The 20502-nt window shown below is 68.6% G+C and carries 20 protein-coding genes; 11 read left to right on the forward strand and 9 right to left on the reverse strand.

Going from position 1 to position 20502, the window contains the following annotated elements:
• Nucleotides 1-129 precede the first annotated feature (129 nt).
• Both VH571_RS08935 and VH571_RS08940 read right to left on the reverse strand, forming a co-directional pair.
• Nucleotides 130-1422, reverse strand: coding sequence for a glycosyltransferase family 2 protein (locus tag VH571_RS08935; protein WP_423264223.1), 1293 nt, complete (start codon nucleotides 1420-1422; stop codon nucleotides 130-132).
• The gene (locus tag VH571_RS08940; protein WP_423264224.1) at nucleotides 1416-2441 is read right to left on the reverse strand and encodes a hypothetical protein; all 1026 of its coding nucleotides are present in this window, start codon (nucleotides 2439-2441) and stop codon (nucleotides 1416-1418) included. The genes VH571_RS08935 and VH571_RS08940 overlap by 7 nt, the downstream gene beginning before the upstream one ends.
• A 131-nt stretch (nucleotides 2442-2572) precedes the next feature.
• Between VH571_RS08940 and VH571_RS08945 the strand changes: the two genes are divergently transcribed.
• From VH571_RS08945 to VH571_RS08975, 7 genes are read left to right on the forward strand one after another with little or no spacing between them, the layout of a single operon-like run.
• Nucleotides 2573-3682, forward strand: coding sequence for a hypothetical protein (locus VH571_RS08945; RefSeq protein ID WP_423264225.1), 1110 nt, complete (start codon nucleotides 2573-2575; stop codon nucleotides 3680-3682).
• Between the two features lie 2 nt (nucleotides 3683-3684).
• Nucleotides 3685-4869, forward strand: a complete 1185-nt coding sequence (locus VH571_RS08950; RefSeq protein ID WP_423264227.1) for a glycosyltransferase — start codon at nucleotides 3685-3687, stop codon at nucleotides 4867-4869.
• Nucleotides 4866-5894 (forward strand): glycosyltransferase, encoded by a 1029-nt coding sequence (locus VH571_RS08955; RefSeq protein ID WP_423264229.1) that lies wholly within the window; start codon nucleotides 4866-4868, stop codon nucleotides 5892-5894. The genes VH571_RS08950 and VH571_RS08955 overlap by 4 nt, the downstream gene beginning before the upstream one ends.
• A 23-nt stretch (nucleotides 5895-5917) precedes the next feature.
• Complete coding sequence (locus tag VH571_RS08960) at nucleotides 5918-6733, forward strand: glycosyltransferase family 2 protein (RefSeq protein ID WP_423264230.1); 816 nt, start codon at nucleotides 5918-5920, stop codon at nucleotides 6731-6733.
• 58 nt (nucleotides 6734-6791) lie between these two features.
• Nucleotides 6792-7565, forward strand: coding sequence for a histidine phosphatase family protein (locus VH571_RS08965; protein WP_423264231.1), 774 nt, complete (start codon nucleotides 6792-6794; stop codon nucleotides 7563-7565).
• Nucleotides 7555-8448 (forward strand): NAD(P)H-hydrate dehydratase, encoded by an 894-nt coding sequence (locus VH571_RS08970; RefSeq protein WP_423264232.1) that lies wholly within the window; start codon nucleotides 7555-7557, stop codon nucleotides 8446-8448. The genes VH571_RS08965 and VH571_RS08970 overlap by 11 nt, the downstream gene beginning before the upstream one ends.
• Before the next feature lie 5 nt (nucleotides 8449-8453).
• Nucleotides 8454-9323, forward strand: a complete 870-nt coding sequence (locus VH571_RS08975; protein ID WP_423264233.1) for a hypothetical protein — start codon at nucleotides 8454-8456, stop codon at nucleotides 9321-9323.
• 12 nt (nucleotides 9324-9335) lie between these two features.
• Here the strand turns inward: VH571_RS08975 and VH571_RS08980 are convergent, their stop codons facing one another.
• Nucleotides 9336-9776 (reverse strand): VOC family protein, encoded by a 441-nt coding sequence (locus tag VH571_RS08980; RefSeq protein ID WP_423264234.1) that lies wholly within the window; start codon nucleotides 9774-9776, stop codon nucleotides 9336-9338.
• Between the two features lie 104 nt (nucleotides 9777-9880).
• On the reverse strand, nucleotides 9881-10357 hold the full coding sequence (locus VH571_RS08985; RefSeq protein WP_423264235.1) for a DUF2510 domain-containing protein: 477 nt from the start codon (nucleotides 10355-10357) through the stop codon (nucleotides 9881-9883).
• Nucleotides 10358-10683: 326 nt separating this feature from the next.
• Between VH571_RS08985 and chvE the strand changes: the two genes are divergently transcribed.
• The 4 genes from chvE (at nucleotide 10684) to VH571_RS09005 (ending at nucleotide 15834) form a co-directional block, all read left to right on the forward strand.
• Nucleotides 10684-11808 carry a multiple monosaccharide ABC transporter substrate-binding protein gene (gene chvE, locus VH571_RS08990; protein WP_123944497.1) on the forward strand — a complete coding sequence of 375 codons (1125 nt, stop codon included), beginning with the start codon at nucleotides 10684-10686 and terminating at the stop codon, nucleotides 11806-11808.
• A 91-nt stretch (nucleotides 11809-11899) separates the two neighbouring features.
• Nucleotides 11900-13453, forward strand: coding sequence for a multiple monosaccharide ABC transporter ATP-binding protein (mmsA, locus tag VH571_RS08995; protein WP_423264236.1), 1554 nt, complete (start codon nucleotides 11900-11902; stop codon nucleotides 13451-13453).
• Nucleotides 13437-14675, forward strand: a complete 1239-nt coding sequence (gene mmsB / locus VH571_RS09000; protein WP_123944493.1) for a multiple monosaccharide ABC transporter permease — start codon at nucleotides 13437-13439, stop codon at nucleotides 14673-14675. Before mmsA ends, mmsB begins: the two co-directional genes overlap by 17 nt.
• Before the next feature lie 145 nt (nucleotides 14676-14820).
• Nucleotides 14821-15834 (forward strand): LacI family DNA-binding transcriptional regulator, encoded by a 1014-nt coding sequence (locus VH571_RS09005; protein WP_423264238.1) that lies wholly within the window; start codon nucleotides 14821-14823, stop codon nucleotides 15832-15834.
• A gap of 114 nt (nucleotides 15835-15948) precedes the next feature.
• Here the strand turns inward: VH571_RS09005 and VH571_RS09010 are convergent, their stop codons facing one another.
• From VH571_RS09010 to VH571_RS09030, 5 genes are read right to left on the reverse strand one after another with little or no spacing between them, the layout of a single operon-like run.
• Nucleotides 15949-16587: a metal-dependent transcriptional regulator gene (locus VH571_RS09010; protein ID WP_423264239.1), complete on the reverse strand. Its 639-nt coding sequence runs from the start codon at nucleotides 16585-16587 to the stop codon at nucleotides 15949-15951.
• Between the two features lie 11 nt (nucleotides 16588-16598).
• On the reverse strand, nucleotides 16599-17867 hold the full coding sequence (locus VH571_RS09015; RefSeq protein ID WP_423264241.1) for an Nramp family divalent metal transporter: 1269 nt from the start codon (nucleotides 17865-17867) through the stop codon (nucleotides 16599-16601).
• A 56-nt stretch (nucleotides 17868-17923) separates the two neighbouring features.
• Nucleotides 17924-18724: an amino acid ABC transporter ATP-binding protein gene (locus VH571_RS09020; RefSeq protein WP_423264242.1), complete on the reverse strand. Its 801-nt coding sequence runs from the start codon at nucleotides 18722-18724 to the stop codon at nucleotides 17924-17926.
• A complete protein-coding gene (locus VH571_RS09025; RefSeq protein WP_055959028.1) occupies nucleotides 18721-19593 on the reverse strand; it encodes an amino acid ABC transporter permease in 873 nt (290 codons plus the stop codon). Before VH571_RS09025 ends, VH571_RS09020 begins: the two co-directional genes overlap by 4 nt.
• Nucleotides 19590-20465, reverse strand: a complete 876-nt coding sequence (locus VH571_RS09030; RefSeq protein ID WP_423264244.1) for an ABC transporter substrate-binding protein — start codon at nucleotides 20463-20465, stop codon at nucleotides 19590-19592. Before VH571_RS09030 ends, VH571_RS09025 begins: the two co-directional genes overlap by 4 nt.
• Between the last annotated feature and the right edge of the window lie 37 nt (nucleotides 20466-20502).

The raw sequence follows: 20502 nt of genomic DNA on the forward strand, positions 1-20502 counted from the left end.
GCCCTCGGATGCGATGCGCAGGGTTGTCCCCCGGCCCGGCTTGAAGGTGCGCCTTCCGGAGCGGAGCGGCTCCGAGCCGGGGGGCCGACCGGGGCCAAGCCGAGCACAGCAGAACACCCCGCCCGCGCCCTACCCCCAGCCGCCGAGATACGCCTCGACGTCGACCGCGGCAGGGTCGAGCGCCGTGACGCCGGGCAGCACGACCGACGCCCGCTCGAACAGGTCGTCTCGCCCCCAGCGAGACGCCCGGGCAGCGGCCCGCGTCGACCGCACGACGCAGAGCGGCTCGCCGTCGTCGGCATCCACGACCTCCAGCGATCCGAGCGACTCGGCGCCGAGCCGGACGACGGCCTCGGCGAGCGCGGAGCCCCTGACCCGGAGGGGGCGGAGGACGTCGACGAGGATCCTGCACTTCGCACTCGACGCATCGCCCCCGGGCAACCCCGCCAGCGGCAACGCCTCGGCCAGCGAGTCGAGCGTGACGAACCACGCGGCATCCCACCCGGTGACCTCCTCAGGCGCAGTGACGCCATCGGGCACGGAGACGAGCACATCGGCGAACCGTCCGCGCAGCCCGCGAGGCCCCGACCCCGGCACCGGGATCAGCTCGGCGAGCCGCACTGACTCCTCGTTCTTGCGCGCGAGCGCCGCCTCGGGGCGCCCCGACCACTCGGGTCCGTCGTGCCAGGCGATCGCCGTCGGCACGTGGGCGAGAACGGCGCCGGCGAGCCAGGCGCGGTAGGCCCACTCCCAGTCCTCTCCCCCATAGCGGTCGAATGATTCGTCGAAGCCGCCGCTGGCGTCGAACAGCTCGGCGCTGCAGGCGACGACCGCGCCGATCACGAACCGGTACGAGCGGTCGTCGGCGTCGAGCAGGTTGCGGCTGCGGGCGTAGGCGTCGTCGAGCCAGCGCGGGGCGGGCAGCGCGGTCAGCGGCGCAACGACTTCGATGCGTGCGTCGGCGTCGACCTCGTCGAACACGGCATGCAGGCGGCGTCCGACCGTCACGACGTCGGGTGCGAGCGCCGGAAGCCTCGTCAACTCGGTCAGATACGACGGCTCGGGCGCGGTATCGGCATCGAGAAAGCACAGGATCCGGCCCGACGCCCGAGCCACCCCCGCATTCCGGGCGGCTGCGAGCCGGAACCCGCGGTCCTCCTGCACGATGAGGATGACTCCGTCCGGCACAGTCGGCGGCGTGATGGACCCGTCGTCGACCACGATGATCTCGAGCCGCTCGGGCGGGTGGTCCTGTCGCTTCAGCGCGAGGAGCGTTCGGTCGAGCTGGCTCTGCTGCTCGTAATGGGCGATGATCACCGAGACGAGGGGTGGCTCGTCCGGTCGCACGCCGTCGAGACGGTCCCACTCGTTCCGCGGAAGAGCGATGCCCCGGGGCCTGGAAGCGGCGGAGGGTGTCACCACGCGATGCTCTCCCACCAGGTGAGGTACGAGGCGGCGGCATCATCGAGCGTCGGCCCGATGGGGTGGCCCGGGTGGAGGAACGTGGACGCCGGATCCTGATGTCTCGCCCGTATCGCGTCGGCCAGGTCATCGAGGGCGGTCAGATGCAGGGTTCCGGGGCGCAGTGCGGCCATCTCGCGGGTGTAGCGGGTGTCGACCACTGTTGGTCTCCGCCCCTGCTCTGCCCAATCGAGGAGCGAGCGGGACGCCGAGTAGTGCCGGTGCGCGACCAGGGGGATGCCCGCGGTGAGACAACGAGCACGGTACTCGGCGGGTTCGAGGTAGCCGGTGACCGTGAAGTCGACGCCGAGTTCGGTGGCTCGGGCCGCGAACCGGTCGGCTTCGACCTCGTGGCCTGGCGAGATTCCACCGAGGGCCGTGACAGATGCCGACGCGCCGGTGCGCGCCGACACGAGGGCCGCCGCCTCGATCGCGTCGTCATGCCCTTTGCCCGGGTAGACGTAGCCGGCGAGGAGCACTTCGAGGGCGCCCGGTGTCGGCGGGACTGGAGGGGTAGGAGGCGACAGGGGGTGACGGGTACCCAGCGGGATCACGGCCACCCGGAGGTCGGCACCGAGATGCTCGTGCACGAGCAACTCTTCGTGGTGGCTGTTGACCACCACGCCGGCCGCTGCGTCGGCAATCGCCCGATAGGCCGTCGACCTCCGAGCCACGTTGCGCTCGCCGTCGGAGGCCTGAGGAACATCGTGGAGTGTGACCGTGACCCGCCCTGCCCCGAGGAGGCGCACTACGCGGGCGGTCGCCTCCTCTAGCGAGGCGCCGTAGAGACCGTCGGTGATGTGCAGGTGAACGCGGCCGTAGCGACGGATGAGCGCCTCGGCGTCGTCGGCCGAGTCGACATGGTGGACGTCTCCACCCGTCTGAAGTCGAGCCACCGCCTCCGCCGTTTCTCGGGCGTATTCCGTGACCCCGTGGTGGAGTGGGCCGACAAGGATCTGGGCGGGAGGTGAAGTAGACACTCGGGCGAACCTTGCACGGCCACTGGCCCTTCGTCAATGGGGTAGACACAGAAAGATCCGAATTCACATTCGCTGCGTAGCCTGCACAGAGTGCCCACCGGGGGTGCCGACTCGACCCCTACGGAGCCTCTATGACGCAGACCCTCTGCGTCGCTTCCGTACCCGCAGGTCATCCTTACATCGCTCGTGCTCTGGCAGCCCCGATCGGTGCCCCAGTGCAGGTTCGGGTTCTACCTGATCCACAGCCCGTGGGTGCACCGGCGGGCCAGTGGTGGCCGCCCGCGATCGTGGCTTCCGGGTGGATCGACTCGCACCGCGCCGACGCCGACCTGCTGCACCTCCACTTCGGCCTGGAGTCGTTCACCGTCGACGAACTCGTCGCCGCAGTGGATGCCGCTCACGACGCGGGCTGGCCGGTCGTCTACACCGTGCACGACCTCGAGAATCCCCAGCTGGTCGACCAGGCACCCCACGTCCGACAGCTCGACGCGCTACTCCCCCGCGTCGATGCCGTGGTGACCCTCACTCCCGGCGCCGCGAGCGAGATCGCCGAGCGTTGGGGCCGGACGGCCCTCGTGCTCCCCCACCCGCGCCTCCTGCCCAACGACGTCGAACCGCCCCGCGGTCTCGCGCACGACCTTCCCGTGATCGGAGTCCATCTGAAAGACCTGCGCCCGAGCGTCGATGGGGCGGCCACCGTGCGAATCCTCCTCGGCGCGCTCGATCTTCTCCGAGACCGGGGTGTCAACGCCACGGGTGAAGTCCGCCTGCACCGGCGTGTGCGCGACGACGAGCAGCGGGAGCAGATCCGTTTTCTCTGCGCGGAGCGCTCCGACGTCGTGCTGATCGAACACAACCGCCTCGACGACGAGGCTCTCGCGGAGGCCCTCGCGCACCTCGACGTGTGTGTGCTGCCGTATCACTCGGGCACCCACTCGGGCTGGCTCGAACTCTGCTGGGATCTCGGCGTCGCCGTCGCCGTGCCCGACGTCGGGTACCTCCGCGAGCAGCACGACGACGAAGCGACGATCGCGGGCTTCTCGCGGGAGGGCCTCGACGGCGATCGCGTCGAATCGCTGGCCGGCGCAATCGCGCGTCTCCTCGACTCGGCTCCCGAGCCCGGCAGCGAGGCGCGTCACGATCTGGCCGTTCGTCGCCTTGAAGAGCGCACCACGACCGACGAGATGACGGCGCGCGCCCACGCCGACCTCTACTCCGATCTTCTGGCCGAGCGGTCGTGACGGTGGCTCTGCGCATCGTCATGATCGCTCCCCTGCGCTTTCCGATCCACGCTCCCTTCGCGGGAGGCCTGGAATCGGCCGTCTGGAACGAGATCCGACTACTTCGTGCCCGTGGGCACCGGGTCGAACTGATCGCAACCGAAGGATCCGACTACCTCGAGGGCGGCCCGCGCGCGTTCGTGCTGCCCGCGGTCGACTGGCACGGCGACCCCGCAGCGGCTGACGACACCTACCCGCCGGGGTACCTCGGCCGCGCCCTGCCCGCTCTCGACCGCGCTCTCGCGGTGGTGGCCGAGCGCGCCGCGGCCGGCGACATCGACATCGTCGTCAACCACTGCCTGCACGGCCTTCCCCTCGCCCGCGCCGGAGAGATCGGCGTGCCGATGGTGTCCACTCTCCACACGCCCATCGTGCCGGAGCTCGTCGCCTCGCACGCCACCGGTCGGGGGCGCGGCAGCCGGTTCCTCGCGGTGAGCGGACACACGTCTCGCACCTGGTCGGTCGAGGGCGTCCACTCGGCGGTCTTGCACAACGGCGTCGACACCGACGTCTGGCCCCGGGGCGACGGCGGAGAAGGCCTGGTCTGGTTCGGCCGGATCAACCACGAGAAGGCACCCCACCTCGCGCTCCAGGCCGCCCATCTGATGGGACGACCGCTGACGATCGCCGGCCGGATCGGCGATCAGACGTACTTCGACGAAGAGGTCGCTCCCCTCCTCGACGGCGACCGGCAGTACGTGGGACCGCTCGGCACGACCGAGCTCGCGAGCCTCGTTCGTCGGAGTGCGTGCGCTCTGACGACGCCGCTGTGGGACGAGCCCTTCGGCCTGGTCACCCCGGAGGCACTCCTCTCGGGAACCCCCGTCGCCGCATTCGCGATCGGCGGCATCACCGAGCTCGCCGTCGGGTCGATCGGACTCACGACGGTTCCGGTCGGCGACGTCGCCGCTCTCGCCGCAGCCGCGACCGCACTCATCGCCCAGAGCGACGCCGACCCCGCGTTCCGGGCGACGGTGAGTCACGCCGCCGCCTTGCGCTTCTCGCTCTCCAGCCGCATCGTGGCCCTCGAGCAGATCTTCGCCGAAGCTATCGCCGACGAAGCCCTCACAGAGAACGGTCGGACGGACTACGGCAGCGACGACGACGAATCCGACAGCGGTGCTCTCGAGCGAGCATCCGCCGCATGAGCCGTCCGACCATCGGCTGGTACGTGCACCATCACGGCCACGGGCACATCACTCGGTTCCTCGCCATCCGCCCTCAGCTCGACGCCGACGTGGTCTGCTTCAGCACTCTCGAAGCACCGAGCCCCCTTCCCGATCGGACCATCTGGATCCAGCTCGACCGTGACGACCTGGCCGAGACCGACTCCGGCGGCAGCCTCTCCGAACCGGCAGATGCCGACCCCACCGCTGCGGGTCTGCTGCACTGGGCTCCGCTCGGCCATCGCGGGCACCGCTCGCGGCTGGCCCGCATCGCGGCGGAGATCGTGAAGCACCCCGTCGCCGCCTTCGTCGTCGATGTCTCAGCCGAGGTGACCCTGTTCGTGCGCCTGCTGGGAATCCCCGTGGTGCTCGTCGGGCAGCCCGGGCGTCGCACCGACGACGCGCACAAGATGGCGTTCCGGGCGGCCAGTCGGATCCTCGCCCCCTGGCCCGCGGGCGTCGTCACCCAGCCGGACTTCGGCGACGGCGTCGACGTCGTCCACACGGGCGGAATCTCTCGCTACGACGGCCGCCAGCCCCTGTCCGACGACACACGATCGGGAGTGCTGGTGATGCTCGGGTCGGGCGGCGGCGACGTCAGCGACGACGACCTGCGAGCCCTCGACGAGGCCCTGCCCGAGGAGACGATCACCGTGCTCGGGCCCGGGCGCGACTGGCAGGACGACCCGTGGCAGGCGCTTTCGTCGGCCGAGATCGTCATCTCGTGGGCCGGTCAGAACTCGATCGCCGACCTGGCCGCGGCCGGCGCGCGCGGCATCGTGATTCCGCAGCAGCGGCCCTTCGACGAACAGGTCGAGATGGCGACCGCCCTCGAACACGCCGGACTCGCAGTCGTCGAGCGCGGCTGGCCCGAAGCGTGGCAGTGGCCGTCGGTGCTCGATCGGGCGCGAGCGCAGGATCCCACGTGGTCGGCCTGGCAGACGACCGGTGCGGCCGAGCGCGCCGCGGCAGCGATCCTCGACCTGGCAGAGGAGTGGTCGCGGTGACGGCCTCGACGACTGATTCGGCGGTGCCCTCCCCGCCACCCGCGACCGCCGTGGTGACGCTGGCCTCGGCAGCCCGGCGGGCCCACGTCGACAACCAGCTGGCGGTGGTCGGTCGGTCGAGCGGGGTGCGCCGGATCCTCGTCTGGCTCGGCGACGACTCCCCCACCGGCATCGACGCCGACGTCGTGCTGTCGGTGCCGCCCGGGCCCGATGGCCTGCGCCTGGCGGCCGCCCGCAACGCCGGCGCCGATCGGGCCGTGGCAGACGGTGCCGGGCTCGTCGTGTTCCTCGATGCCGACTGCGTGCCGGATCCTTCGCTCTTTTCCGCCTATGCCGCCGCCTCGGCCGCGCAGCCGGAAGCCGTGCTGTGCGGGCCGGTGACGTACCTTCCGCCCGGCGTCGACTCCCTCGACCCGGCCGCCCTCGACCGGCACCGGTCGCCCCACGCGGCACGCCCGGCGCCGCCCAGGGGCCAGGTCGTGCTCGCCCCGGCCGACGACTACCGCCTGTTCTGGTCGCTGTCGTTCGCGCTGACGGCAACCGCGTGGAGTACCGGGCCGCGGTTCGACGAGACGTTCGAGGGGTACGGCGGCGAAGACACCGACTTCGCCTACCGACTGCGATCGGCCGGGGTGCCGCTGGCCTGGGTGGGCGGCGCCGACGCCTACCACCAGCATCACCCGACCACCTCGCCTCCGGTCGCACACCTCGACGACATCCTGCGGAACGGTGCCCTGTTCGCGCGCACCTGGGGCGAATGGCCGATGCTCGGCTGGCTGGAGGCCTTCGAGCGTGACGGGCTCGTGCGGCGCGATGTCTCGGGCTGGGTCCGCGTCTGAATCCCCGGCCCGCTCACCGAATGCGGCGCAGACACGTCCGACGGCGCACGATGGAAGCATGACGGACCAGCACCGCAACGACCGCCCCTTCCTTCGTGAGATCGTGCTAATCCGGCACGGCGAGAGCCTGGCTAACGTGGCTGCGGCCCGAGCCGACGCCGACGGATCCGAGACGATCGATGCTCCCGCCCGCGACGCGGACGTCGAGCTGAGCGAGACCGGCGAGGGCCAGGCCACGACGCTCGCTGCGCCGCTGCGTGCTCTCGTCGACGATTCCACAGAGGTGTGGTCGTCAACGTACCGCCGAGCGCGCCAGACGATCGAGATCGGTCTCGCCCAGGCGGAGATCGAGGATCACCCCGTTCGCCTCGACGAGCGGCTCCGCGATCGTGAGCTCGGGATCCTCGACCTCCTGACGCGCCTGGGGGTCGCGCGCCGGTTCCCCGACGAACAGAGACGCCGCGACTGGCTCGGCAAGTTCTCGTATCGAGCACCGGGTGGTGAGTCATGGGCCGACGTCGCGCTGCGACTCCGGTCGTTCCTCCGCGACGTCGAAGCGGTGGACGACATCGCCGAGACTCCCCCTGGGCGCCTGGTGATCGCGACCCACGACGCCATCGTCACGCTCTTCGTGTACGTCTGCACCGGCCTCACCGAGGCCGAGCTCCTGGACTTCGCCTCTCACCACCTCGTGGCCAACGCCTCCGTGACGACTCTGACCAGGGCGACCCGAGGGGGATCCTGGTCGCTCGCCTCGTTCTCGGACGTCACCCACCTCGAGACGGTCGGCGAGACCGTCACAGCGCACCCCGGAGACCGCAATGACACCTGAGCCGAACACCTCGCCCCCCGACGCTTCCATCGTGCCGATCACACCCGCACTGCTGCGCACCTGGCCTCTGCCGGAGCCCGGCGACGGCAAATACGGCCGCGGGCAGGTCGTCGTGGTCGGCGGTGCGCGTCGTTCGCCCGGCGCCGCCATGCTGGCGTCGCTCGCGGCCCTCCGAGTCGGGGCCGGACGCCTGACGATCGCCCTCGGCGACTCAGTGGCCGACCATGTCGCCGTCGCGATCCCGGAGTGTGGTGTCGTCGGCCTGCGCGAGACAGCCGAGGGCCATATAGCCGGTGACAGCCTCGATCGGGCCTCCGACGACATGGCCGGTGCCGACGCCGTCCTCGTCGGGCCGGGCCTCGACGATGCCGATGAGGCGGCCGACCTCGTCAGCGACCTCGCGAATCACGTCAGCGCCGACACAGTGCTGGTGTTGGACGCCTATGCGCTCGGCGTCCTCGAACGCGACGACGTCTCGGTTCAGGCCTTCGCCAGCCGACTCGTGCTCACGCCGAACTCGAGCGAGGCCGAGCGCCTGCTCGGACGCGAGGTCGTGGATCCAGATCACGACATCCCCGAAATCGCTCGCCGGTTCGAGGCGGTCGTCTCGTGCGGCGGCCTCGTGGCGAGCCCCGACGGCCGGGTATGGCGCTCCGGCACGGGAAGCTCGGGTCTCGGCACGTCCGGGAGCGGTGACGTGCTCGGGGGCGCCATCCTCGGGCTGTGTGCCCGAGGAGCCTCGGTCGAGCAGGCGGCTGTCTGGGCCACACAGGCGCACGGAGCGGCGGGAGACCGGCTCGCCGTGCAGGTCGGACCGCTCGGGTACCTCGCTAGTGAGCTGCTGGCCGAGCTGCCGCGGGTCCTGGTCGAGGTCGGCGCCTAGAGGCCATGACTGCGGCCGACGAGGCGGTGAGGCGCGCCGCCGATGACTTGTACGCCGTCGCCCCGGCGGACTTCGTTGCCGCCCGGAAGCGGATAGCCGCCCATCAAGAGGATCGAGCTATCCGTGCGCGCATCGCCGCACTGCCCAAACCCGTCGTGGCGGCCTCCCTTATCAACGCATTCGTCCGGTCGACGCCCGGCGCGCTCGACGGGGTGAACGACGTTGGGGCGCGACTGCGCGGCGCCGAAGAGAGCGGTGATGCGGTGAGCCTCCGTGCACTCGCGTCCGCGCGCCGCACGGCAATTGCGAACGTCGTTCGTGCGGCGATGGAGAACGCAGGATCCGACGTGCCCGGTTCCACCCGGGACGCCGTCCAGGCTTCGTTCCAGGCGGTAGTCCTCTCACCCGCTGCGGCAGCGGCAATCGCGAGCGGGATGCTGATCAAGCCCCTTGCCCCCGGTGACGACCCCGGTGCCGTGACCGCGCTCCCGGTCGACGCGAGCGCAGCAGATCCGACACACGCGCAGGCGGTCTCTGCCTCCGGTACGAAGCCGTCCGCTGCGAAAGCGGACTCCCCCGCGAGCAGACACGCCCGGGCGACCGCGATCGCCGCCGTCCACAAGGCCGAAGGTGAAGTCGTCAAAGCCCAGTCGAGACTCGCGGATGCAGAGGACGCCGTATCCGGCGTTCGCGCGGAGCGCGATCAGGTGCGCCAGCGGCTCTCAGACCTCAGGGACGAGATCTCCGACCTCGAAGAACGCGAATCCGAGCTGGGCGCCGAGCTGTCGCAGGCGCAGCGCTCCCGGCGCAATGCCGCCGGAGCAGAGCGCGCCGCCCGCACCCGCGCGTCGGCCCTCCGACGTAAGGCGACCTAAGCCCCGCGGCGGCTAGGGAGTCGCCGCGCTGAGCTCGAGGTTGATGTCGTCGGGATCCTGCAGCGACAGCACCACCTGGTTGAACGTCGGCAGGTCGGTGACCTCGCCGTGCTCGATGCCGGCCTCCGAGAGTCGCTCGGCCGCCCGGTGCAGATCGTCGACGCTCGCCACCCGGAAACTCACGTGGTCGAGCCCCACCCGGTTCGGATCGAAGGTATCGCCCGGCTTCGCCACCGGACGCAGGCCGAGCGTCTGCCCCTGGAAGGTGAACGAGCAGCCGCCGTAGGTGCGCCACGGGTCGTCGTGAATGGTCGGGTCGTCGATCTGGTCGCTGAAGTCGCTGCCCGGCGCCATGCCGAACAGCTGCTCGTAGAAGGCCTTGCTGCGGTGGATGTCGGTGACGGTGAGGCGAACATGGGCGAACCCGCTCGGCGTGACAATGGCGTCGTTCATACCCTCCAGCTAAGCGCGACGCACCCTCGGATGGCCACGGCGCCCCTGGCAGACGAGGGTTTTCTGGACATTCGGGGGTGCGTCGAGCGCGTCACCATGTACCCCTAGGGGCGCGCGCGGAGAACGGCCAGACCGAGGGCCTCGAGAAAGGCGCCCCACTCGGTGGGCGTCGTGCGGCTGCTCCGCCGGATCGATGTCTCCGAGAACAGACTCGGCCGAGAACGCGGGCGCGCACCTATGAGATGGAGGTCGAACGTGTCGCCGTTCTTCGACACGAGCACCTCGGAAACGGTGCTGAGAGCGATGTGCTGGAGGGGCGGTCGGTCGAGCTTTGACCGATACAGGAGTGTGTCGCCGACGAGCTCGACGTACCCCGTCACGCCGCGGACGACGAGAGTTGCGGCGGGTGCGGCCGGGGCTGAACTGGGCGCAGCGGATTCGGGCGATGCGGGAGCCGGTGACGACGAGGATCCGGCCCGCGTCCGATCGGTCCAGCGCGTGCCGTCCCACCACCGCTCGACCTCGGGGTCGGCGTCGGGGTACCAGCCCGCCGGTGCACCCGGCGGAGGAAGGTCGCTCACGGGTCTCGCCCCTTTCCGGCGACGCCGCCGTTACCTGATTGAGACACAGATGTTTGTGTTCAGGTGACGATACCGCTTACGATTGCCCACAGCTTGTGAGCGCTCACAACGACCGAATCGCCACCTTGACATTGGAGTCTTGCCATGACGACACTCGTCTTCACCTGAGACTCCTCGCGCTTCGCTCGCTCCGGTCCGGCCACCAGGCAGACCCGCGATCACACGCATCTCCACCTTCACCCGGGTCGCGCACCCCTGCGCTGCCCCATCTCGCAGTCACAGATCACCACCTCCCGAACAACACCACACAACACAAAAGGAACAACATGAAGACAAAGAAGTTCTTCGTCGGCGTCGCAGCCATCGGACTCGCTTTCTCCCTCGCCGCCTGCTCCGGTGGTCGCGGCGGCTCCGGTAGCACCGGTGGCGACGACAACAAGGGCGCCCTCGTCGGCGTCGCGATGCCCACCAAGGTCTCGGAGCGCTGGATCAAAGACGGCAACGCCGTCAAGAGCGACCTCGAGAAAAAGGGCTACAAGGTCGACCTCGAGTACGCCGACAACAAGATCCCCACCCAGGCGCAGCAGGTCAGCAACATGATCACCAAGGGCGCCAAGGTGCTCATCGTGGCCTCGATCGACGGTGGCTCGCTCAGCGACCAGCTCGACGCGGCGGCGAAGGCCGGCATCAAGGTCATCTCGTACGACCGCCTCCTCACGGGCAACAAGAACGTCGACTACTACGTCTCGTTCGACAACTACAAGGTCGGCGTCGACCAGGCCACCAGCCTTCTGACCGGACTCGGCGTCCTCGACGCCGACGGCAAGAAGACCGGCGACAAGAAGGGCCTCAACATCGAGCTCTTCGCCGGTAGCCCCGACGACAACAACGCCACGTTCTTCTTCAACGGCGCGATGGACACCCTCAAGCCCTACATCGCCGATGGCACGCTCATCGTCGGATCGGGCCAGACCGGCTTCACTCAGGCCGCAACCCTGCAGTGGGACCCGGCAACCGCCAAGTCGCGCATGCAGAACCTGATCGCGAAGTCGTACTCCGGCGGAAAGAACGTCGACGGCGTCCTCTCGCCCTACGACGGCATCTCGATCGGCATCATCTCGGCGCTCCAGGGCGCCGGCTACGGCACGTCGTCGAAGCCGCTCCCGGTCATCACCGGCCAGGACGCCGAGGCCGCTTCGGTCAAGTCGATCGTCGCGGGTGAGCAGTACTCCACCATCTACAAAGACACGCGCCAGCTGGCGACCGAGTCCGTCACGATGGCCGACGACCTGCTGACCGGCAAGACCCCCGAGGTCAACGACACGAAGACGTACGACAACAAGGTCAAGGTCGTTCCGACCTTCCTGTTCCAGCCCACCGTCGTCACCAAGGACAACTACAAGAAGGTCCTGATCGACAGCGGTTACTACACCGAGGCCGACCTCAAGTAGGTCGCCCCGGGGCGAGGCGGGCCGCGCACTCCGCGGCCCGCCTCGCTCTTCTGCCCCACATCCCCACTCAGAACCCGAGCAAGGAGCCCCTGTGGCGAACACCATCCTCGAGATGCGTGAGATCACCAAGACCTTCCCCGGCGTCAAAGCCCTCCAAGACGTCACTCTGGAGGTCGAACGCGGCCAGGTCCACGCGATCTGCGGTGAAAACGGCGCCGGCAAGTCGACGCTGATGAAGGTGCTCTCCGGCGTCTACCCCGCCGGAAGCTTCGACGGCCAGATCCTCCTCGACGGCAAGCCCGTCGACTTCAAGAACATCAACGACTCCGAAGACGCGGGCGTCGTCATCATCCACCAGGAGCTGGCCCTCAGCCCGTTCCTGTCGATCGCCGAGAACATCTTCCTCGGCAACGAGCGATCGAAACGCGGCTTCATCGACTGGAACGACACCAACCTCGAGGCGGCGAAGCTGCTCGCCCGGGTCGGTCTGCGCGACAACCCCATCACGAAGATCGTCGACATCGGAGTCGGCAAGCAGCAGCTGGTCGAGATCGCGAAGGCGCTCTCCAAGAAGGTCAAGATCCTGATCCTCGACGAGCCGACCGCCGCTCTGAACGACGACGACTCTGCTCACCTGCTCGACCTCATCAAGAGCCTGCAGGGCCAGGGCATCACGTCGATCATCATCAGCCACAAGCTCAACGAGATCAAGGCGATCGCCGACAAGGTCACGATCATCCGCGATGGCAAGACCATCGAGACGCTCGACATGCACGGCGACGAGGTTTCGGAAGACCGGATCATCAAAGCGATGGTCGGCCGCGACCTCGAGAGCCGCTACCCCGACCACACGCCGAACATCGGCGAAGAGCTGCTGCGGATCGAGGACTGGACGGTTCACCACCCCCTCGACGCCACCCGCGAGGTCGTGCACCATGCCAACCTCAACGTGCGCGCCGGTGAAATCGTCGGTATCGCCGGCCTGATGGGCGCCGGTCGCACCGAGCTCGCGATGAGCGTGTTCGGCCACAGCTACGGCACCAACATCTCGGGCACCGTCTACAAGCGGGGCACGCCGATCAAAACGAACACCGTCTCGAATGCGATCAAGAACGGTCTGGCATACGCCACCGAAGACCGCAAACGCTACGGTCTCAACCTGATCGACGACATCAAGCGGAACATCTCTGGTGCGGCGCTGAACAAGCTCGAGCACCTCGGCTTCGTCGATGCCTCGAAAGAGACGACCGTTGCCGACAAGTACCGCAAAGACATGAACATCAAGGCTCCGAACGTCTCGGTGCTCACCGGCAAGCTGTCGGGCGGCAACCAGCAGAAGGTCGTCCTCTCGAAGTGGATGTACTCGGATCCTGAGGTCCTCATCCTCGACGAGCCCACCCGCGGCATCGACGTCGGCGCGAAGTACGAGATCTACACGATCATCAACCGCCTCGCCGATCAGGGGAAGGGCGTCATCGTCATCTCCTCCGAGCTGCCCGAGCTCCTCGGAATCTGCGACCGCATCTACACGCTCTCGGAAGGGCGCATCACGGCGGACGTCCCCCGTGACCAGGCGACCCCCGAGTACCTCCTTAAATACATGACTCAAGAACGAGAGGCCCCGGTCAATGAGCGCGACATCTGACCTCAAATCCCCCCGCCAAGACCTGGTCCCCGGCAAGCAGCCCGGTCCGATCGGCTCAGCCGTCAGCTACCTGACCGGCCAGCTCCGTCAGATCGGCCTGTTCATCGCGCTGATCGTGATCGTGCTGTTCTTCCAGGTCGCGACCAACGGCATCACCCTCCGTCCGATCAACGTGTCGAACCTGGTGATCCAGAACAGCTACATCCTGATCCTCGCGATCGGCATGGTGATGATCATCATCGCCGGCCACATCGACCTCTCGGTCGGTTCGGTCGTCGCGTTCATCGGCGCCATGTCCGGTGTCATGATCACCCAGTGGGGTCTGCCCTGGTGGGCCGCGATCATCCTCTGCCTCATCCTGGGAGCCCTCGTCGGCGCCTGGCAGGGGTTCTGGGTGGCGTACTTCGGCATACCGGCGTTCATCGTCACCCTGGCCGGAATGCTCGCGTTCCGTGGAGCGGCGCAGATCGCCCTGCAGAACCAGCAGATCTCGCCCTTCCCGTCGCAGTTCCGCGCCCTCGGCTCGGGATTCCTCCCGTCGATCGGCGAAAGCGGCTACGAGCCGCTGACCCTCATCATCGGCGCGGTGGCCGCGATCGCGATCATCCTGTCTGGTCTCCGCGGTCGTGCCGTGCGTCGCAAGTACGAGCTCGAAGACGAACCGTTCCTGTGGTTCATCGTCAAGATGGCCTTCACCGTGGCGCTCGTCGTCTACGTTGCCTTCCTGCTCGCCAGCTACTCGGGAACCCCGATCGTCCTCGTCGTGCTCGGCGCGCTCGTGATCATCTACGCCTCGGTCATGCGCAACTCGGTCTTCGGCCGCCACACCTATGCGATCGGTGGCAACCTCCAGGCCGCTGCCCTCTCGGGTGTCAAGACGAAGCGCGTCACGTTCCTCCTGTTCGTCAACATGGGTGTCATCTCGGCTCTCGCCGGCCTGGTCTTCACCGGACAGCTGAACCTCGCCAGCCCGTCGGCCGGTACCGGATTCGAGCTCGACGCCATCGCGGCCGTCTTCATCGGTGGCGCTGCCGTCACAGGTGGTATCGGTACCGTGCCGGGCGCCATCGTCGGTGGTCTGATCATCGGAATCCTGAACAACGGAATGTCGATTCTCGGCGTCGGAACCGAGTACCAGTCGCTCATCAAGGGGCTCGTGCTCTTGGCCGCAGTCGCGTTCGACGTCTTCAACAAGCGCCGCGCCGCCTCGTCCATCAAGTAGCGAAGCGCACCACCCCCGTCAATCGGCCCCGAACGCTCGTCGTTCGGGGCCGATCGCCTTTCCTCGGACGACCCGACCCGAGATTCACCCGACACCCGTCGGCCAGCCCGATGTGAGCGATCACATGTCACCCGAAGGACACCCCGTGAAGGCACTCAAGACGCGACAGGCGACGATCTTCGACGTGGCGCGACTGGCCGGGGTCTCGCACCAGACCGTCTCGCGCGTGCTGAACAACCTGCCGAACGTCCGCCCGACAACCCGCGAGAAGGTCGAGGTCGCCATCCGGCAGCTGAGCTACACCCCCTCTCCCGCGGCGCGGGCCCTGGTCACCCGACGCTCCGCCACCATCGCGGTCTTGAACACGGGAGCAGCCGACTTCGGACCGGCGAGCATCGCGATCGGCCTGTGCGAGGCCGCGGGGCCCGCGAACTACACCGTGACGATGTCGAACTCGGGTGGGTCGGATCCTGAGTCCATTCGCTCCGTGATCGTGCAGTTCGTGCGACAGAACGTCGAAGCCATCGTCGTGATCGCTGCCCGCACCGCGAGTCTCGAGGCGCTCTCGGGCATCGACCTCGACATCCCCCTGCTGACGATCGAGTCGGCCGGTCGGCCCGGGTTCCACAGCGTCTCGCTTGACCAGTACCGCGGTGCCCGCCTGGCGGTACGGCACCTGATCGACCTCGGCCACACGCGCATCGAGCACGTGGCCGGGCCCTCCGACTCCCTCGACGCTCTCGAGCGACTGCGCGGCTGGCGGGACGAGCTCGGTGAGGCCGGCATCGCGGCCCCCCGCCCCCTGCAGGGGTCCTGGACACCCGACTCAGGATCCGACGCGGCCACAGAACTGCTCGCCCGGTCCGATCGCGGCACGGCCGTGTTCGTCGCCAACGACCAGATGGCACTCGGCTTCATGCACACGCTCGAGCGCGCCGGCATCCGCGTGCCCGACGACATCAGCGTGATCGGCTACGACGACATCCCCGAGGCCGCGTACTTCACTCCCCCGTTGACCACGATGAAGCAGGACTTCGACGCGCTGGGTCGCCAGATCATGGGGCATCTGCTCGAAGTGCTGCGGGATCCTTCCGCTCCGTCGCCCACCCGCTTCGTGCCGTCGCTCGTCGTGCGGGAGTCGGTGCGGGCGGTTCGGTAGCGTGCGGCTGGCTGCGCGCGGGCTCGTTGGCGAGGTGACGCGAATCGGCCGGCGTCGCGCGCCGCGGCGCTGTTACCTTGGCCGATTCCCGCGAGGTCGGCGGGCCCTATCAGGTCAGGTCTCGAGCCCGGAAGCAATCGACGCGACGGGAACCACCCAAATATCGCCGACCCCCTCGCCCACGGAGACCGAGCTGACAACGGCCCCGGGCACGAGACCGAGCTGCTGCGCCCGGACGAGCTCCGATGGGTCGGCGTCAGAGACGCGCACGACCCGGTACTCCCCGGGAGGCGCCACCGCAAGGCGCACTGCGTCACCCGGCACGGCCGTCGCCCCCTCCCGCGACGGAATCGGGTCGCCGTGCGGGTCGGCGACGGGCCGCCCGAGGAAGTCGTCGATCCGATCGATCAGCGTCGTCGACACGGCGTGCTCGAGCCGCTCCGCCTCGTCGTGCACCTCGCTCCAGCCGTAGCCGAGGCTGGTGACGAGAAACGTCTCGATCAGCCGGTGTCGCCGAACCATGTCGAGCGCGAAGCTCGTTCCGCGAGGCGTGAGACTGACCGGACGATAGGGCTCGTAGTCGACGAGGCCCTGGGTTGCGAGCCGGCGCATCGTGTCGGTGACGTTGGCGGGAGTCGTACCGAACCGCTCGGCGAGGCCCTTTGCCGTGATCGGCGGATCGCCCCACTCCGTCGCCGCCCAGATCGCCTTGACGTAATCCTGGGCGACGGAGCTGATCGAATCGGTGTCCACGGCTGTCGACTCTACGGCCCGGCCACTGTCAACACGACGAGCACCACGTTGAGCAGGCCGATCGAAGCAGTAACGACCCAGGCGACGACGGTCAGGATCCGGTGGTTTGCAAACACCCCCATGATCGAGTGGTCGCTGGTGTACTTCACCAGCGGCACCAGCGCGAACGGGATGCCGATGCTCAGCAAAACCTGGCTGAGAACGAGCGCCCGGGTCGGTTCGAATCCTGTCGACAGGATCACCAGCGCCGGGATGAGGGTGACGACTCGGCGCACCAGGAGGGGGATGCGGAGGTGCAGCAGCCCCGCCATGATCGTGGAGCCGGCGTAGCACCCGACCGACGTCGAGGCGAGGCCGGACGCGAGGAGCCCGACACCGAAGATCACCCCGACGGCCGGGCCGAGGGCCGCCACCACGGCGGCGTGGGCCCCCTCGATCGTGTCGGTGCCGTCGACACCACGAAGGCTCGAGGCGGCGAGCAGCAGCATGGCGACGTTGACCGTGCCGGCGAGCACAAGAGCGAGCACGACGTCGACGCGCGTCGCTTTGAGGAGCCGTCGGATCCTGGGCTCTTCGAGGGTGGCGCCGTGCCGGTCGCGAGCGAGCCCCGAGTGCAGGTAGATGGCGTGGGGCATCACCGTCGCCCCCAGCATGCTGGCGGCCAGCAGCACCGTCTGCGTGCCCTCGAAGCGCGGCACGATGCCCGCGGCCGCGTCGCCCCACGAGACCGGGCTGACGACGACCCCGGCGAGAAACCCGATCGCGATGATGGCCAGGAGCGCGATGATCACGAACTCGAAGGGTCGCTGCCCGCGATGCGATTGGATCGACAGCAGCACCATCGAGATGACGCCGACGATCAGCCCACCGAGGGGTAGCGGAACGCCGAAGAGGATCTGCAGCGCGATGGCGCCGCCGATCACCTCGGCGAGGTCGGTGCCCGCGGCGATCACCTCGGCCTGCGCCCAGAAGAGAAGTCGGCGCCGTCGGGGCAGCCGCTCCCCCAGCAGCTCGGGCAGGCTGCGGCCGGTGACGAGACCGAGCTTCGCCGACAGGTACTGAATGATCACGGCCATCACGTTCGCGGCGACGAGCACCCAGACGAGCAGGTAGCCATACGAGGCGCCGGCGGTGAGGTTCGCGGCGACGTTGCCGGGGTCGACGTAGGCGATCGCAGCGACGAACGCGGGGCCGAGCAGCCACAGCAGTCGGGCCTCGGGGCGCGCACCGGGTCTCGGGCCGCGCTCGCGCGCCAGGGTCGTCGTCTCGAAGTCGCTCACAAAGTTAAGCTAGCTTAAACTGTCGGCGTCCGCCCATGTCGGCGCCGCCGAAATTGTCAGTGCGAGACGCGCGACAGGAACTCCTTCAGAGCGGGGTGCCGCGGCGAGTCAAGCAGCTCGGCGGGCGGGCCCTCCTCGACGACCTCGCCGAGATGCAAGAACACGATGCGGTCGGCGACCTTCCGGGCGAACGACATCTCGTGCGTCGTCATCAGAATGGTCGAGCCCTGCTCTTTGAGCTCGGTCACCAGGTCGAGCACCTCGCCGACGAGCAGCGGGTCGAGAGCGCTCGTCACCTCGTCGAGCAGCAGCAACTCGGGGTTCGTGGCGATGGCCCGGACGATCGCGACCCGCTGCTGCTGGCCACCCGAGAGGCGGTCCGGATACGACGAAGCGAAGGATCCGAGACCGACCCGCTCCAGCAACCGCCTGGCCTCCGTCTCGGCCGCGCCCTTCGCCACGCCGTGCACCTTGCGCGCCGCGAGCGTGACATTGGCCAGCACGGTGAGGTGCGGAAAGAGGTTGAACTGCTGAAAGACGACGCCGATGCGCGACCTCGTGCGGTCGACGTCGATGCGGGGGTCGCTGATGTCGGCCCCCTGGAGCAGGATCTGGCCGTCATCGATGGATTCGAGCAGATTCGCGGTCTTGAGGAGCGTGGATTTGCCGGATCCTGAGGCTCCGATCACGACGATCACCTCGTGCGCGTGCAGCGTCAGATCGATGCCGCGGAGCACGGCGACGCCGCCGAACGACTTGCGGATGCCGCGAAGCTCCAGGACGGGGGCGTGTGCGCTGGATCTTGATGTCTGGTCGTCGCGGCTCTGGTTCTGGTGACTCTGGGTGTCGGGGCTCATACGGCACCGCCGATCTGCTCGCGGCGCTGTTGACGTCTCGCAAGGCCGTCAGTCAGGCGGATCAACGGCAGGCTGATCAGCACGAACAGGAGCCCCGCGACGAAGTACGGCGTGAAGTTGAAGGTCTCGGCCTGAGCGATGTTGGCTGCGCGGACCGCGTCGACCGCCCCGAGGATCGACACCAGACCGACGTCTTTCTGCATCGAGACGAAGTCGTTCATGAGCGCGGGCGTGACCTTGCGAAGCCCCTGCGGCAGCACGACCAGGCGGAGCGTCTGCGCATGCGAGAGCCCCAGCGACCGGGCCGCGAGGCGCTGCGACGGGTGGACCGCCTCCATGCCGGCACGGAGCACCTCGGCCACGTACGACGAGTAGGTGACGATGATCGCGACCGTGCCCCACACCTCGGCCGGGAGCCGCGGGAAGATGCCGAGCCCCGGGATCCCGTAGCCGACGAGGTAGAGCACGATGATCAGCGGCAGGCCGCGAAAGAGGTCGGTGTAGCCGGTCGCCACGACCCGCAGCGGGAAGAACACCGGGCTGCGGAGACCGCGGATCACGGCGAGGAGCGTGGCGAAGATCGCGACGCCGATGCTCGCGAAGAAGAGGATCCGCACGTTGAGCCACAGGCCCTGCAGGATGCTCGGGAACGTGTCGACCGCCACGCCCGGATCGAAGAACGACTGCTGCACCGTCGCCCAGCCCGGAGTGTTGACGACGCCGACCCAGACGAGCGCCACGACGACCACGGTCGACACGATGCTCACCAGGATCGACTGGCGCCCGCGCCGCGACCGGTAGAGACGCCGCTCGACCTCGATCTGAGACGGAGGCGCCGCTACGACGGCGGCGCCATCGCCGGCTGTCACTTGAGGATCGGCACGTCGACCTCGGTCGACAGCCACTTCTTCGTCAGGGCCTCCAGCGTGCCGTCACTCTTCAGCGTGTCGACCGCGGTCTTCACCTTGTTAGTGAGCGCCGATCCCTTGGGCAGGACGATGCCGAACTTGTCGCCATTGCCGTCGTCGGCGAACTGGCCGATGATCTTGCCGTCGTCGAGCTGGGCCGACGACATGTAGAACGCGGTGGGGAGGTCGGTGACGACAGCATCGATCTGACCCGACTTCAGTGCCAGCACGGCGTCGTCGTTCGAGTTGAACACCTGCGGGGTCGTGCCGAGCTCGTCTTTGGCGACGGTGAGGCTCGTCGTGCCGGTCGCGACGCCGACCTTGAGGCCCTTCAGTCCGGCGATGTCGGTCACGCCCGCGGCGGCGGACTTGCTCGTCGTGACGACGGCCTGCGTGGTCGTGTAATAGGCCGGAGAGAAGTCGACGGCCTTCTCGCGCTGAGCGGTGATCGAGAACTGCTGGATGTTGAGATCCCAGTCTTTCGCGCCGGGCGCGATGGCCGAGTCGAAGGTGCTGCGCGTCCACACCACGTCGGACTTTTTGTAGCCGAGCTCGTCGGCGACCGCGTAGGCGACGGCAGACTCGAAGCCCTTGCCCGACTCGGGCTTGTTGTCGTCGATCCAGGGCGAGTAGGCGGGCTGGCCGGTCGCGATCGTCAGCTTGCCGTCGGTGACGGTGTCGCTGCTGCCGTTGCCGCCATTGCCGCCGCCGCCGCTCGAGCAGGCGGTGAGGGCAACGGCCGCGAGGAGCGCTGCGGCACCGGCGAGGGCCGCGGTGCGACGGCTGACGCGGCGCGAGGTGCGGGGGCTGGAACGGGGGCTGAGTCGGGTCACGGGAGGGCCTTCGGTCAGGGGGTGAAGTCTGGATAGT

Origin of the sequence: Frondihabitans sp. 4ASC-45, from assembly GCF_049472575.1 — a bacterium.
Classification (GTDB): Bacteria; Actinomycetota; Actinomycetes; order Actinomycetales; family Microbacteriaceae; genus Frondihabitans.

Bases quoted from the DNA above. Each gene is read 5' to 3' on its own strand.
- VH571_RS09020 (WP_423264242.1), bottom strand. From the start codon at position 18,724: ATGAGCCCCGACACCCAGAGTCACCAGAACCAGAGCCGCGACGACCAG.
- VH571_RS08965 (WP_423264231.1), top strand. From the start codon at position 6,792: ATGACGGACCAGCACCGCAACGACCGCCCCTTCCTTCGTGAGATCGTG.
- mmsB (WP_123944493.1), top strand. From the start codon at position 13,437: ATGAGCGCGACATCTGACCTCAAATCCCCCCGCCAAGACCTGGTCCCC.
- VH571_RS08975 (WP_423264233.1), top strand. From the start codon at position 8,454: ATGACTGCGGCCGACGAGGCGGTGAGGCGCGCCGCCGATGACTTGTAC.
- VH571_RS08945 (WP_423264225.1), top strand. From the start codon at position 2,573: ATGACGCAGACCCTCTGCGTCGCTTCCGTACCCGCAGGTCATCCTTAC.
- VH571_RS08970 (WP_423264232.1), top strand. From the start codon at position 7,555: ATGACACCTGAGCCGAACACCTCGCCCCCCGACGCTTCCATCGTGCCG.
- VH571_RS08955 (WP_423264229.1), top strand. From the start codon at position 4,866: ATGAGCCGTCCGACCATCGGCTGGTACGTGCACCATCACGGCCACGGG.
- VH571_RS08980 (WP_423264234.1), bottom strand. From the start codon at position 9,776: ATGAACGACGCCATTGTCACGCCGAGCGGGTTCGCCCATGTTCGCCTC.
- chvE (WP_123944497.1), top strand. From the start codon at position 10,684: ATGAAGACAAAGAAGTTCTTCGTCGGCGTCGCAGCCATCGGACTCGCT.